This window comes from Streptomyces sp. DH24 (genome assembly GCF_029813775.1).
Taxonomy (GTDB): Bacteria; Actinomycetota; Actinomycetes; order Streptomycetales; family Streptomycetaceae; genus Streptomyces.
The window spans coordinates 15,553-29,256 of the sequence record NZ_JARVKW010000023.1 but is presented as its reverse complement, the minus strand read 5'-3'; the positions used below and the strand labels follow the sequence as shown (position 1 = coordinate 29,256).

Genomic DNA, 13,704 nt, shown 5'->3' with positions numbered 1-13,704 from the left:
GCAGCGGGGCGCCGGGCGGGCTGGAGACCAGCTCGCCCGGCGCTTTCGCGTGTGCGCTCAGGGAGCCCGCATCTCCAGCACCCGGTCAGCGAAGTGCCGTACGACGGCCCGGTCGTGGCAGATGAAGAGGTAGCCGAGGCCCAGCTCGTCCTGGAGGTCGGCGAGCAGGTTCAGCACCCCGGCCCGGACCGACGGGTCGAGGGCCGACACCGGTTCGTCCAGGACCAGCAGACGGGGGTCGGACGCCAGGGCCCGTGCGATGCCGGCGCGCTGGCACTGGCCGCCGGACAGCTCGTGCGGGCGGCGGTCGCCGTAGGAGGGGTCCAGGCCGACCCGGTCGAGCAGTTCGGCGACGCGCGCGGGGCCGTCGGTGGCGTGCCAGCGGCCCTGCACCTTCAGCGGCTCAGCCACCGCGTCGCGGATGCGGTGGCGAGGGCTCAGGGAGCCGTAGGGGTCCTGGAAGACCGGCTGCATGCGGGGGCGGAGCGGGCGCAGTTCCCGTTCCGGGAGAGTCGTCAACTCCCGTCCCTCGAAGCGTACTTCGCCCGCGTCGGGGCGGCGCAGCTGGAGCACGGCCAGCGCCGTGGAGGACTTGCCGCAGCCGGACGGCCCGTCGAGGGCGAGGGTCTCCCCGGCGTCCAGCGAGAAGGAGACGCCGTCCACGGCGGTGACCGGGCCGTAGCGGACGACGAGGCCCCGGACGTCGAGCAGGGGTGGTGGCGGGGTGCTCATGCGGACTGCGTCTCCTGGAACAGCGCGAGGGCGGGGGAGGGGACGTCGTCCGGGCGGTGGCAGGCGACCAGGCGGCCGTCCGTCCGCCGCGGCTCGGGGTCCGTCTCCTGGCACACGTCCGCCGCGAGCGGGCAGCGCGGGGCGAAGGCGCAGCCCGCCGGCAGCGCGCCGGGGGCGGGCGGGGTGCCGGGCAGCGCGGGCAGCCGTCGGCCGGGCGGCGTGTGCTGCGGGAGTGAGGCGAGCAGACCGGCCGTGTAGGGGGCGCGGGGGCGGGCCAGTACGTCGCCGGCCGGGCCGAGTTCGGTGAGCCGCCCGGCGTACATGACCAGCACGCGGTCCGCGTGGTCCCCCACGGCGTCCATGTCGTGCGTGACGAGGACCAGCGCCGCGCCGACCGCCTCCCGCCGCTCGGCGAGCACGCCCAGGACCTGGTCCCGGCGCTCCTCGTCCAGCGCGGTGGTCGGCTCGTCGGCGACCAGCACGTCGGGCTCGTTGACCGCGGCCATGGCGATGACGGCGCGCTGGCGCATGCCGCCCGAGTACTCGTGGGGGTAGGCGCGTGCCGCCCGGGCGGCGTCCGGGATGCCGACGCGGTCCAGCGCCGCGACCGCCCGCGCCCGCGCCTCGGCCCGCGACACGCGCCGCACCGACCGTACGGCGGCGGCGAGTTGGTCACCCACGGGGTGCACCGGCGAGAGCGCGGCCAGCGCGTCCTGCGGGACCAGCGCGATCCGCCGGCCCCGCTCGGCGGCGAGGTCGCGGGAGCCCCGCAGCGTCACGCTCCCGCTCGTCACCGCCCCGCGCGGCACCATCCCGAGCAGTGCCCGCGCCGTGAGCGACTTGCCCGCGCCCGACTCGCCGACCAGGGCGAGCACTTCACCGGGGCGGACGTCGAAGGAGAGACCGCGGACGGCCTCCACGCCGTCGAAGGCGATGCGCAGGTCGCGCACGGACAGCAGCGGCTCATCCGGCTGCAACGGGGGCCTCCTTCACCGGGGTAGGGGTGCCGGGCCGTGCGGGCCGCCCGGCGCGGGCGGCACGCCGCGCGGTTCCGCCGCGCCCCGCCGTCCGGCCCCGCGCGTACGCCGCCACGGACACCGCGAGGCCGGCCAGCAGGGCCAGGGCGGCCGCCGGGGCGAGCGCCGCCCACGGGGCGCGTTCCACGTAGGCGCGGGACTCGTCCAGGAGCAGGCCCCACTCGGGGGCGGGCGGCTGGGCGCCCAGGCCGAGGAAGCCCAGGGACGCCAGCGCGAGCGCGATGCCGGGCAGCCGCAGCAGGGCGTGCCGGGCGACCGGCGCGGCCACCGACGGCAGGACGTGCCGGGTGACGATCCACAACGGGCCCGCGCCGATGGCCCGTTGGGCGGTCAGGAACGCCGACGCCCGCACCTCCTGCACCAGCGCGGCGGCGTGCGCGGCGAGCGGCGGCCAGGAGATCAGCGCGACGGCGAGCGCCGCGCCGCCGGTGCCCGGCCCGGCGACCGCCGCGACCAGGATGCCCACGATCACCGGGGGCAGCGCGTTGGCGATGTCCGCCGCGCCCGCCGCGACCCCGGGCAGGAAGCCCAGCGCGAGCCCGGCCAGCAGGCTCAGCAGGCAGACGGCGGCGGCCGTGCCGACCGTGGCGGCCGCACCGTGCCCGAGCCGGGCCAGCACGTCGCGGCCCAGGCCGTCGGTGCCGAGCGGATACGTCCAGGACGGCGCGGCCAGCCGGGCCGACGTGTCCACCGCGTACGGGTCGCGCACCAGGCCCCAGCCGATCGCCGCGAGCAGTACGGCGCCCAGGACGACCGGCACCGCCGGGTGCGCGCGGACCGGCCGCACCGGCGGCAGGGCGAGCCCCGCGTCGCGCAGCGCAGGGCCCAGCAGCCGGCGCCGCAGCAGGGCGGCCAGCGCGCCGGTGACCAGGCCCAGCGCGAGCAGCGCGAGCACCGCGCCCTGGAGCAGCGGCAGGTCCTGCGACTTGGCCGCGCCGAGCGCCGTACGCCCGATGCCCGGCACCGCGAACACCGTCTCCACGGCGACCGCGCCGCCCGTGAGGCCCACGGCGGCCATCCCGAACTGCGGTACCAGCGGCGGCAGTACGCGCCGCAGCGCGGCCCCCGCGATCCGCGCCCGGCTCACCCCGGCGCCCCGCCACAACTCCACCCACCGCTCGTCGAGCACGCCGGGCAGCGCGTCCGCGACCAGCCGTCCGAGCAGACCGCCCGCCGGGACGCCGAGCGCGACGGCGGGCAGCACCAGATGCGCCGGTCCCTGCCAGCCGGACGTGGGCAGCCACCCCAGCCACACCCCGCACACCAGCAGCGCCACCGTGGCCAGCAGGAACTCCGGCACGGCCGCCAGCATCGCGGCGAGCACCCCGCCCGTGCCGCGCCCCCGCCACAGCACCGGCGCCACCAGCGCGACGGCCAGCAGCAGCGCGACCCCGAGCGCCGCGCCCATCAGCGTCAGCGACACCTGGAGCCCGGCGACGACGGACGGCAGCACGTCGGTCCCCGAGACCCACGAGGTCCCGAGATCGCCCCGCGCCAGCCCGCCGGCCCACCGCCCGAGCAGCGACAGCGGCCCGGCGTCCAGGCCCAGGTCACGGCGTACGGCGTCCAGGGCCTCGCGGGTCGGCTCCTGCTCGGCGGACCTGGCCCGCAGCACGGTCAGCGCCGGGTCCCGGCCGGACAGCCAGGGCAGCAGCCCGACGGCGGCCAGTACGGCGGCGAGCGAGAGGGCGCGGGTCGCCCCCGCGGCGGTCGGTCTCACTTGACGTACGTGTCCGCCGTGACCAGTTCCCGCTCGCGCGGGTCGTGCGCGGCGCCGGTCACCCCGGCGGCGTCGCCCTGGATGACCCGCTCGTGGAGCATCGGCACGGCCGCGTCGGTGGCCAGCACGGCGGCCTCGGCGGCGACGACCGCGGCGCGCCGCGCCTCACCGGTGCGGGTGCCGCCGGCCTTCCGCAGCGCCTTGTCGACGCCCGGGTCGGCGAGCTGGGAGATGTTGAAGGAGCCGTCGGAGGCGAAGTCGCTGTAGAGGTAGGCGGCCGGGTCGCCGGAGTCGAGGACGGTCGCGCGGGACAGCACGAACGCGTCGAACTCGCCCGCCAGCGCGGCGGATTCGATGTTCGCGTACTCCCGCACCTCCAGCTTCACCCTGAACCCGGCCTTCTGGAGCTGCTGTTGCAGCGCGGCGGCGACCTCGGGCAGCTCCGCGCGGTCGGTGAAGGTGCCGATGGTGACGGTCTTGCCGTTCGGATCGCCGGCCTCGGCGCGCTCGACCGGCCCGCGCAGCCCGGCCGCCCACGGCAGCGCGGGCCCGAGCAGCCCCTCGGCGACGTCGGCGCGGCCCTCGTACACGCCCTTCACGATCGACTCGGCGTCGATCGCCTCCCGGGCCGCCGCCCGCAGCGCCGGACTGCGGAAGGCACCCTTCTCGGTGTTGAGGTACAGGGTGTTGGTGCGCGGCATCGGCACCTCGGTGATCAGGTCCTGGTCGAGCAGCGCGGCCTGCGACACGGGGACCGCCTCGACGATGTCGGCCTCGCCGCTGCGCAGGGCGGCGGCGCGCGCGGTGCCGTCGGGCACGAACGTCACGTCGATGCCGGGGGACTTGGCCCGGCGGCCCCAGTAGCCGTCGTAGCGGTCGAGGGAGGCGGAGGAGGTGCCGACGACCTTCGTCAGCTCGAAGGGGCCGGTGCCCGCGCCGACCGGGTCGACGGTCTTCCCGCGGTACGCCTTCGCCGCGAGGATCGACAGCTGCGGGGAGCTGAGCCGCTGCGGGACCAGCGGGTCCGCCTCCGCGGTGGTGACGACGACGCTGTCGCCCCGCGCGCGGGCCGTCAGTTCGACGCCGTCCAGGATGCGGGGCTTCGGGGCGGCGGAGGCCGCGCGGGTGAGGGAGCGCACCACGGCCTCGGCGGTCAGCTCGCTCCCGTCGTGGAAGGTCACGCCGTCGCGTATCTCGAAGGTCCAGCTCCGCCCGGACTGCTGCCACTTGGTGGCGAGCGCGGGCACGGCGTCGCCGTCCGCGTCCAGCTTCACGAGCGTCTCCGCGGTCGACCAGCGCGACAGCTTGAACGCGTCGTCGGACAGCGGGGACAGGCCGGAGCGCGGCGGCTGCATCATCGCGACGCGTATGCGGCGGCCGTCCCCGCCGTCGCCATCCTGGGACCCGGTGGCGGCGAAGCACCCGGTGAGCAGTGCGGACGCCGCGGTGAGCGCGGCGACGGGAAACAGACGGGCGGGCAGGCGCACGGGACCCTCCGGGCAAAGGGGGTGATCAAGGCGGTCGGTGCGCCGACGGTAACATGATGACAATCGTTTTCAACAATCCCGTGTCCGGGGTGCGGCTCAGAGCCGGTGCGCCTTTAGGGCCATGTGCAGCAGCAGACGGTCCTCGCCGTCGTCCAGGTCCAGGCCCGTCAGCTTCTCCACGCGGGACAGGCGGTAGTAGAGCGTCTGCCTGTGGATGCCCAGCTCGGCGGCCGTGCGGCCGGCCTGGCCCGCGCAGTCGAGGTAGACCTCGGCGGTGCGGGCGAGTTCACGGTGGGCGGGGGAGAGGAGCGGGCGTACGACGGGGTCCTGCGGGGCGTCCGGCGGCAGCGCCGTGAGCAGGCGGAACGGGCCGATCGACGCCCAGTCGGCGACCGGTCCGAGCCGGGGTTCGGCCAGGGCGGCACGGGCCGCGGCCGACGCCTCCCGCCAGGCCGTGCCCAGCTCCGTGAGCCCCACCCGAGGGGCCCCGACGCCGGCGGCGACGCCGTCTCGCGCGCCCGTGCCCTTCGCGCCGGCGGCGCCACCGGTGCCGCCGCCCGCCGCGGCCCTCCCGCGCGCCCTCTCCAGCAGCCGCGCCGCCGCCGTGGTCGCCGGGGCCGGGGCGTCCGCCGAGCGCAGCCGGACCAGCAGGGCGAGGGACAGGGCCGTCGCGTCCCACGGCACCGTGCACAGCGCCGTCGCGCCCGGCACCGTACGCACCGACGGGGCGTCGTCGGGGTCGGCCGACGGCCAGGGGGCCACGCACACCACCGTGTGCAGGGCGTCGGCGCGGGCTCCGAGGGCGGTGCGCAGTTCGGCGACCGCCATGTCCCGCTGCCAGTCGCGCTCGGCGGTCAGTACCGCGCGCAGCTCGCGGGTGAGGTCGGCGCCGTGCTGGGCCTCGTCCGCGAGCAGCGCCCCGATCCGGGCCGCGACCCGCATGGCCGCCGCCAGCTGCCGCTCGCCGGGGCCCGGGTCGCCGTCCAGCAGCCAGACGTAGCCGAGGACGACGCCCCGGTGGCGTACCGGCAGGCAGATCCGGCCCCGGTACACGCCCGCCTCCGTGCTCGGCGGGATGCGGACCGGGCCCGTGGCGCGCGTGATGCCGAAGCCCTCGAACCAGGCGCGGACCGCGGCCGTCGAGCGGCGGGTGAGGATCGAGCGGGTGCGGACCGGGTCGAGCGCCGACGGATCGAGGTCGCCCTCACTGTCGTAGGCGCCGAAGGCGATCAGCTCGAAGTCGCGGTTCTCCAGCGTCGCCGGGGCGCCGAGCAGCTCCGAGATCTCGTCCACCAGCTCCTGGTAGGCACCGCTGTGTTCCGACGTCACTCCAGGCATTGTGCCGCATCCCGGCGCGGCCTTCATACATCTGTCTGAGATCTGCGGCAGGGATGCGTGACAGCTGTCGATGGCCCACGATCGGAGGGATCCTTAGGTTTCACGGTGGTTCTCCGTGCCGTACCCGGATCGTCGGGTCACGGCCTCGTGTTGGTCGTCTTGTGGAGGTGCCCCGTGCTGGGTCCCGTGATTCTCGCCGCGTCGCGCAGTGACCGGATGCGACGCCTGGTCTCGGCGGCCCCCGTGACCAAGCAGGTCGTCGACCGCTTCATCCCCGGCGAGACCGTCGACGAGATCCTGCCGATCGTCGAGGACCTCACGGGCAAGGGCCTGGAGCTGACGATGGACGTCGTCGGCGAGGACATCACCACTCCCGAGCAGGCCGGCGCCGCCCGGGACGCCTATCTGGAGCTGATCGACCGGCTCAAGCCGCTGGAGCTCGGCCCGCGCGCCGAGATGTCGGTGAAGCTGTCGATGTTCGGGCAGGCCCTGGACGGCGGCCACGAACTGGCGCTGAAGAACGTCCGCCCGGTGGTCGAGGCCGCCGCGGCGATCGGCACCACGGTCACCCTGGACGCCGAGGACCACACCACCCTCGACTCGATGTTCGCGATCCACGAGGAGCTGCGGAAGGACTTCCCGCAGACCGGCTGCGTCATCCAGGCGTACCTCTTCCGCACCGAGGCCGACGCCCGCCGCCTCGCCGGGAACGGCAGCCGGGTGCGGCTCGTGAAGGGCGCGTACAAGGAGCCCGCCGAGGTCGCCCACCAGGACAGGCACGAGATCGACAAGGCGTACGTCCGCATCCTCCGGACGCTGATGGAGGGCGACGGCTACCCCATGATCGGGTCGCACGACCCGCGCCTGATCTCCGTCGCCCAGGAACTCGCCCGGACCGCAGGGCGCAAACTGGACGAGTACGAGTTCCAGATGCTCTACGGCATCCGCGGCGACGAGCACCTGCGGCTGGCCGCCGAGGGCCACCGCATGCGCGTCTACACCGCCTACGGCACCGACTGGTACGGCTACTTCATGCGCCGTCTGGCGGAGAAGCCCGCGAACCTGCGGTTCTTCCTCCGCTCGATGGTCAGCAAGGGCTGAGCCCCCACCCACCCGCTCAACAAGGAGTTACGGAACCCATGGACGCTGTGACCCAGGTCCCCACCCCCGTCAACGAGCCGGTGCACGGCTACGCCCCCGGCTCTCCCGAGCGTGCCCGTCTGGAGGCCAAGCTCAAGGAACTGGCCGACAACCCGATCGACCTGCCCTGCACCATCGGCGGCGAGAAGCGGATGGGCGGCGGCGAGGCCTTCGAGGTCGTCCAGCCGCACAACCACAAGGCCGTCCTCGGCACCTTCCGGCACGCCACCCAGCAGGACGCGCAGGACGCGATCGACGCGGCCCTGGCCGCCGCGCCGGCCTGGCGTGCGATGTCCTTCGACGACCGCGCGGCGATTATCCTGCGCGCCGCCGAGCTGCTGGCCGGCCCCTGGCGCGAGACGCTGGCCGCCTCCACCATGCTCGGGCAGGGCAAGACCGCCCAGCAGGCCGAGATCGACACCCCCTGCGAGCTCGTCGACTTCTGGCGCTTCAACGTCCACTACGCCCGCCAGATCCTGGCCGAGCAGCCCCCGGCCAACTCCCCGGGCGTGTGGAACCGTCTCGACCACCGCCCGCTGGAGGGCTTCGTCTACGCGATCACGCCGTTCAACTTCACGGCGATCGCGGGCAACCTGCCGACCGCGCCCGCGCTCATGGGCAACGTGGTCGTCTGGAAGCCGTCCCCGACGCAGACCCACGCCGCCGTGCTGCTGATGCGGCTGCTGGAGGAGGCCGGTCTGCCCAAGGGCGTCATCAACCTGGTCACCGGTGACGGCATCGAGGTCTCCAAGGTCGCCCTGGAGCACCGCGACCTCGCCGGCATCCACTTCACCGGCTCGACCAAGACCTTCCAGTACCTGTGGAAGACGGTCGGCAACAACATCGAGAAGTACCGCACCTACCCGCGCATGGTCGGCGAGACCGGCGGCAAGGACTTCGTCGTCGCCCACCCGTCCGCCGATCCGGCGATCCTGAAGACGGCGCTGACCCGCGGTGCCTTCGAGTACCAGGGCCAGAAGTGCTCGGCGACCTCCCGGGCGTACATCCCGGCGTCGATCTGGAACTCCGGCTTCAAGGAGGAGTTCGCCACCGAGGTCGACGGCATCCGGATGGGTGACGTCACCGACCTGTCGAACTTCATCGGCGCCGTCATCGACGAGCGGTCCTTCGCCAAGAACAAGGCCGCGATCGACCGCGCCGAGCAGGACCCGGCCTGCACGATCGTCGCGGGCGGCACCTACGACGACTCCGAGGGCTGGTTCGTCCGCCCGACCGTCATCGAGTGCGACGACCCGGAGAACGAGGTGTTCCGCACCGAGTACTTCGGCCCGATCCTCGCCGTGCACGTCTACGAGGACGACAAGTACGACGAGATGCTGACGCAGATGGAGTCGGTGTCCGACTACGCCCTCACCGGGTCGGTCATCGCGGGCGACCGCGCCGCGGCGGCGTACACGATGGAGAAGCTCCGCTACGCGGCGGGCAACTTCTACATCAACGACAAGTCGACCGGCGCCGTCGTCGGCCAGCAGCCCTTCGGCGGCGGCCGCGCCTCCGGCACCAACGACAAGGCCGGCGCCCCGCAGAACCTGATGCGCTGGACCCTGACCCGCGCCATCAAGGAGACGCTGGTCCCGCCGACCGACTACACGTACCCGCACATGGGCTGACGCGCGGTCCCCGGTCCCGCCCCCGGTCCCTGGCACGCCGCCAGGGACCGGGGGCGTTTCCCTGGGACGAAACGGCCGGCTCCAACCGGTCGGACAGAAGTGAGGGGTTAGGCCGTCTCAGATAGTAGGAAGTCCGAGTAATTGTGGAGACAGCCGCGCGGTCCTCACCTACTTTTGTAGGAGCCGAACGTCTCGCTCGATCAAGCGAATGGCGGTCGTGAGCGCGCCCCGTGCAGGCCACCCCTGCGGCACCGCTCCCCGCCCCACCCGGCGTCTCGTAACCCCTCCCAGCACTCCGTTGAAGTCGAAGGAGTCGATTTCCCATGGCCGAGACGACCGTCCGCCGCCGAGTCCGCCACGCGTCCCGCACGAGCGAGTCCGACCGCAAGAACGCCGCCGCCGCCCTCCAGCGCGCCCTGGACCGCAGGGACAACGGCGGTTCCACCGGGCACTGAGCCCACCCGGCCCCGGGAGCCGCACCCGCGGGGCGCGGCGCGGCCTCAGCCGCCGCGCCGCACCTCGAAATGGTCGATCCGCTCGCCGCCCGGCGTCAGCGCCGACACCGTCAGCCGCGGTGCCGCGCCGGCCTCCGCCTCGACCCTGAGGAAGGAGAAGCCCCGGTAGCGGACCCGGGACCACTCGACCGACTCCGGGCTTCTCCGGCGCGACCTGGTCCAGCGGAAGGTGTCGACCGACTCGCGGTCGGCGACGCTGCCCTCGTAGCTCTCCTTCACGCCCGTCGGGAAGCCGTACAGGTCCTTGCCGCCACCGCCCGCCGTGACGTACACGATCCCGTCCCGCGCCGGGTCGGTCGATCCGCCGACGGGCACCGGCCTGCCGACCTCGCCGCCCCTGATGGCGTCGGTCCGCTCGTACACGTGGTTGTGGCCGTTGATCACCAGGTCCACCCGGTGCCGCGCGAACAGCGGCAGCCACTCGGCGCGCACCCCGCCGTCCGAGGCGTGCGTCGACGTCGAGTAGGCGCAGTGGTGGAAGAAGACGACCACGAAGTCGACGTCCGGCGCCGCCCGCAGCTCCCTCAGCGTGCGGTCCAGCCACGCCGTCTGCCTGCCGTCCGTGCAGCCGCGGTTGGCCGGGAGCTCGTACGACACGTCGTTCGCGTCCAGGGCCACGACGCCGACGTTGCCGTACCGGAACGCGTACACCCCCGGTGCCGTACGCGGGTCGAAGCCGCTGTCGGGCAGCGAGAACCGGGCCAGCTGACCGCCGTAGCCGTCCGGCGAGTACCACGCCTCCATGTCGTGGTTGCCGGTCGTCACCATCCACGGCACGGACCTCGCCACCGGCTCGGTCTGCTTCAGGAACCGGTCCCACTGTGAGGCGTCGAAGAGGTCGGACTCCTTCCCCCGGCCCGTCGGGTTCGCGTAGCAGATGTCGCCCGCGTGCAGATGGAAGGCGGGGTCCTGGCGCAGCAGTAGACGATTGTTCGCCACCGCCTCCTCGCCCACGCCCTGGTCGCCGAACGCCGTGAACACGAAACGCCCCGGCGGGGTCGCGGGCGCGGTGCGGAACGACGCGATCGTCGGCCGGTGCCGGGGCGCGGCCGGGTCGAAGCCCTCGTGGCCGACGCCGTAGTAGTACGTGGTGCCGGGCCGCAGGCCGTCCAGGGCCGCGTGCAGGTAGTACTGCTCGACCGCCGGGCGCACGCCCCCCAGTTCCGGTGTGCGCAGGTCGCGCACCTCCGCCGGGATGCGCCGGTCCAGGTCGTCGGGGCGCAGGCCCACCCGGACGTACGGCCGTCGCACCGCGAGCGGCACCTGCCAGGAGATCCGCATCTGCGTCTTCGGGTCGGCGCCGAAGGCGAGATGCCGGCCGAAGGGGGCGATCACCGCCCCGGACACCTCGGAGGACGAGGAGGCGACCGGGGACGCGCCCGCCGTCGCGCCGCGCGGACCGGACCCGCCGGAGCAGCCCGCCAGCAGCCCGCTCGCCACCGCGCCCGCCGTCACCAGCGCCCGGCGCCGGGACAGCCGCAGCCGCAGGTACTCGTGCTGCTCCGCCATGCTCATGCGGCGGGCGAGCGCGGGCGGGATGCCGAAGTCGGGAAGGCCCATGGCAGTGAACTTCCCAGCGCGGGCCAACACGCGTGGGACGCACGGGTGAACGGCGGTCGACGCCCAGGCGGTGTCCCCCGAGCGGGTGTCCGTATCGCGGACAGCTCGTGTCATCCCATGGGACGAGGAGTAGGGTGCTGCGCATGTCGGCAAGCTCTCGCATCCTCAATCTCGCAGTGATCCCCGGTGACGGCATCGGCCAGGAGGTCGTGACCGAAGGCCTGAAGGTCCTTTCCGCCGTCCTTCCGCAGGATGTGAAGCTGGAGACCAAGGAGTACGACTTCGGCGCCCGGCGCTACCACGCCACGGGTGAGACCCTCACCGACGCCGACCTCGACGCCCTGAAGCGGCACGACGCCATCCTGCTCGGCGCGATCGGCGACCCCTCCGTGCCGTCCGGCGTCCTGGAGCGCGGCTTCCTGCTCAAGCTCCGCTTCGCCTTCGACCACCACGTCAACCTGCGGCCGTCCAAGCTCCTGCCGGGTGTCGCCACCCCGCTCGCGGGCCAGCCGGAGATCGACTTCGTCGTCGTCCGCGAGGGCACCGAGGGCCCGTACACCGGCAACGGCGGCACCATCCGCAAGGGCACCGAGCACGAGGTCGCCACCGAGGTCTCCGTCAACACGGCCTTCGGTGTCGAGCGCGTCGTCCGCGACGCCTTCGCCCGCGCCCAGGCCCGCCCGCGCAAGAAGCTGGCGCTGATCCACAAGAACAACGTGCTGACCTTCGCGGGGCACCTGTGGACCAACGTCTTCAACAAGGTGGCCGAGGAGTACCCCGAGGTCACCACCGAGTACATGCACGTCGACGCGGCGACCATCTACCTGGTCACCCAGCCCGAACGGTTCGACGTGATCGTCACCGACAACCTCTTCGGCGACATCATCACCGACCTCGCCGCGGCCGTCTCCGGCGGCATCGGCGTCGCCGCGAGCGGGAACATCAACCCGAGCCGCGACTTCCCGTCCATGTTCGAGCCCGTCCACGGCTCGGCCCCGGACATCGCCGGCCAGGGCAAGGCCGACCCCACCGCCACGGTGCTCTCGGTCGCCCTGCTGCTGCGCCACCTCGGCCGGGACGCCGAGGCGACCCGCATCGAGGACGCCGTCGCCGCCGACCTCGCCGAGCGCGTCGGGCGGCCCGCCCGCAGCACCTCGGAGATCGGCGACGCGCTCGCCGTACGAGTAGCCGGCTGACCCCGCGCCGCTCGACCGACCGTCGAAGCCGCCGGGTCTCGCGCACCCGGCGGCTTTCGCATGTTCGCCACCGGGTGGGAACATCGACCCCTGGGCCGCATTCACGCCGATTTCTTCCGTGGTACCCGCTTGCGATAATCGGACGCGGAGCCGCGGAATGAGGGAATGCTCGGACGTCCTAGCACTGGCCACTGGCAGTACAGGCGTGAGCGCGGCCCGTCACTACAACCGGTGAAGGACATCAACCCATGACGACGCCCACAATCGAGCTCAAGCCCTCCGCCAGCCCGCTCGCCGACGCCGAGCGCGAGGCGATCCTGGCCAGCCCCGGCTTCGGCCGCCACTTCACCGACCACATGGTGACGATCAAGTGGACCGAGGGCCGCGGCTGGCACGACGCACAGCTCGTCCCGTACGCGCCGATCTCCCTCGACCCCGCCACCACGGTGCTTCACTACGCGCAGGAGATCTTCGAGGGCCTGAAGGCCTACCGGCGGCCCGACGGCTCGGTCGCCACCTTCCGCCCCGAGAAGAACGCCGAGCGCTTCCAGAGCTCCGCGCGCCGCCTCGCCATGCCCGAGCTGCCGGTCGAGACGTTCATCGCCGCCTGCGACGCCCTGGTCCAGCAGGACAAGGCGTGGGTGCCGGCGCACGGCGGCGAGGAGTCCCTCTACCTGCGCCCGTTCATGATCGCCACCGAGGTCGGCCTCGGTGTGAAGCCCGCGAGCGAGTACCTGTTCCTGGTCATCGCCTCGCCCGCCGGCGCCTACTTCCCCGGCGGCGTCAAGCCGGTCTCCATCTGGGTCTCCGAGGACCGCGTCCGGGCCGTCCCCGGCGGCATGGGCGACGCCAAGACCGGCGGCAACTACGCCGCGTCCCTGCTCGCCCAGGCCGAGGCCGCCCGCAAGGGCTGCGACCAGGTCTGCTACCTCGACGCCGTCGAGCACAAGTGGGTCGAGGAACTCGGCGGGATGAACCTGTACTTCGTGTACGGCGACAAGATCGTCACCCCGACGCTCACCGGGTCCATCCTGGAGGGCGTCACCCGCGACTCCCTGCTCACCGTCGCCCGCGACCTCGGCTACCAGGCCGTGGAGGAGCGGGTCTCCGTCGAGCAGTGGCAGCGCGACTCCGAGAACGGCAGCCTCACCGAGGTCTTCGCCTGCGGCACGGCCGCCGTCATCACCCCGGTCGGCACGGTCAAGCGGGCCGGCGCCGAGTGGCAGCAGAGCGGCGGCGAGCCCGGCGAGGTCACGCGGCGGCTGCGCGAGGCCCTGCTCGACATCCAGCGCGGCACGGCGGAGGACAAGCACGGCTGGATGCACACGCTGGGCTGAGGCGGCCTCGT

The 13,704-nt window shown here is 73.7% G+C and carries 11 protein-coding genes; 5 read left to right on the top strand and 6 right to left on the bottom strand.

Annotated features, from left to right (window positions below):
• Positions 1-57 precede the first annotated feature (57 nt).
• The 5 genes from QC282_RS19570 to QC282_RS19550 all read right to left on the bottom strand — a co-directional run bounded on the left by QC282_RS19570 (position 58) and on the right by QC282_RS19550 (position 6,305).
• Positions 58-732, bottom strand: a complete 675-nt coding sequence (locus tag QC282_RS19570; protein WP_279550792.1) for a dipeptide/oligopeptide/nickel ABC transporter ATP-binding protein — start codon at positions 730-732, stop codon at positions 58-60.
• A complete protein-coding gene (locus QC282_RS19565) occupies positions 729-1,709 on the bottom strand; it encodes an ABC transporter ATP-binding protein (protein ID WP_279550791.1) in 981 nt (326 codons plus the stop codon). The genes QC282_RS19570 and QC282_RS19565 overlap by 4 nt, the downstream gene beginning before the upstream one ends.
• On the bottom strand, positions 1,696-3,489 hold the full coding sequence (locus tag QC282_RS19560) for an ABC transporter permease subunit (RefSeq protein ID WP_279550790.1): 1,794 nt from the start codon (positions 3,487-3,489) through the stop codon (positions 1,696-1,698). Before QC282_RS19560 ends, QC282_RS19565 begins: the two co-directional genes overlap by 14 nt.
• Positions 3,486-4,976, bottom strand: coding sequence for an ABC transporter substrate-binding protein (locus QC282_RS19555; RefSeq protein WP_279550789.1), 1,491 nt, complete (start codon positions 4,974-4,976; stop codon positions 3,486-3,488). Before QC282_RS19555 ends, QC282_RS19560 begins: the two co-directional genes overlap by 4 nt.
• Before the next feature lie 96 nt (positions 4,977-5,072).
• Entirely contained in the window at positions 5,073-6,305 is a 1,233-nt protein-coding gene (locus QC282_RS19550) for a helix-turn-helix domain-containing protein (RefSeq protein ID WP_279550788.1), read from the bottom strand.
• 183 nt (positions 6,306-6,488) lie between these two features.
• Between QC282_RS19550 and QC282_RS19545 the strand changes: the two genes are divergently transcribed.
• From QC282_RS19545 to QC282_RS19535, 3 genes are all read left to right on the top strand, one after another.
• Positions 6,489-7,415, top strand: a complete 927-nt coding sequence (locus QC282_RS19545; protein ID WP_279550786.1) for a proline dehydrogenase family protein — start codon at positions 6,489-6,491, stop codon at positions 7,413-7,415.
• A 38-nt stretch (positions 7,416-7,453) separates the two neighbouring features.
• Complete coding sequence (pruA, locus tag QC282_RS19540; RefSeq protein ID WP_279550785.1) at positions 7,454-9,085, top strand: L-glutamate gamma-semialdehyde dehydrogenase; 1,632 nt, start codon at positions 7,454-7,456, stop codon at positions 9,083-9,085.
• A gap of 323 nt (positions 9,086-9,408) precedes the next feature.
• A complete protein-coding gene (locus QC282_RS19535; RefSeq protein WP_095534071.1) occupies positions 9,409-9,540 on the top strand; it encodes a hypothetical protein in 132 nt (43 codons plus the stop codon).
• A gap of 45 nt (positions 9,541-9,585) precedes the next feature.
• On the opposite strand, the gene QC282_RS19530 is transcribed toward QC282_RS19535, so the two are convergent.
• On the bottom strand, positions 9,586-11,160 hold the full coding sequence (locus QC282_RS19530) for a metallophosphoesterase family protein (RefSeq protein ID WP_279550783.1): 1,575 nt from the start codon (positions 11,158-11,160) through the stop codon (positions 9,586-9,588).
• Positions 11,161-11,303: 143 nt separating this feature from the next.
• Here QC282_RS19530 and QC282_RS19525 point away from each other — a divergent pair, with 143 nt between their 5' ends.
• Together QC282_RS19525 and QC282_RS19520 are read left to right on the top strand one after the other, a co-directional pair.
• Positions 11,304-12,356, top strand: coding sequence for a 3-isopropylmalate dehydrogenase (locus tag QC282_RS19525; protein ID WP_279550782.1), 1,053 nt, complete (start codon positions 11,304-11,306; stop codon positions 12,354-12,356).
• 248 nt (positions 12,357-12,604) lie between these two features.
• Entirely contained in the window at positions 12,605-13,693 is a 1,089-nt protein-coding gene (locus tag QC282_RS19520; protein ID WP_279550781.1) for a branched-chain amino acid aminotransferase, read from the top strand.
• Positions 13,694-13,704: the final 11 nt, after the last annotated feature.

Coding starts and splice junctions, on each gene's coding strand:
- QC282_RS19570 (WP_279550792.1), bottom strand. CDS start 732: ATGAGCACCCCGCCACCACCCCTGCTCGACGTCCGGGGCCTCGTCGTC.
- pruA (WP_279550785.1), top strand. CDS start 7,454: ATGGACGCTGTGACCCAGGTCCCCACCCCCGTCAACGAGCCGGTGCAC.
- QC282_RS19535 (WP_095534071.1), top strand. CDS start 9,409: ATGGCCGAGACGACCGTCCGCCGCCGAGTCCGCCACGCGTCCCGCACG.
- QC282_RS19530 (WP_279550783.1), bottom strand. CDS start 11,160: ATGGGCCTTCCCGACTTCGGCATCCCGCCCGCGCTCGCCCGCCGCATG.
- QC282_RS19525 (WP_279550782.1), top strand. CDS start 11,304: ATGTCGGCAAGCTCTCGCATCCTCAATCTCGCAGTGATCCCCGGTGAC.
- QC282_RS19520 (WP_279550781.1), top strand. CDS start 12,605: ATGACGACGCCCACAATCGAGCTCAAGCCCTCCGCCAGCCCGCTCGCC.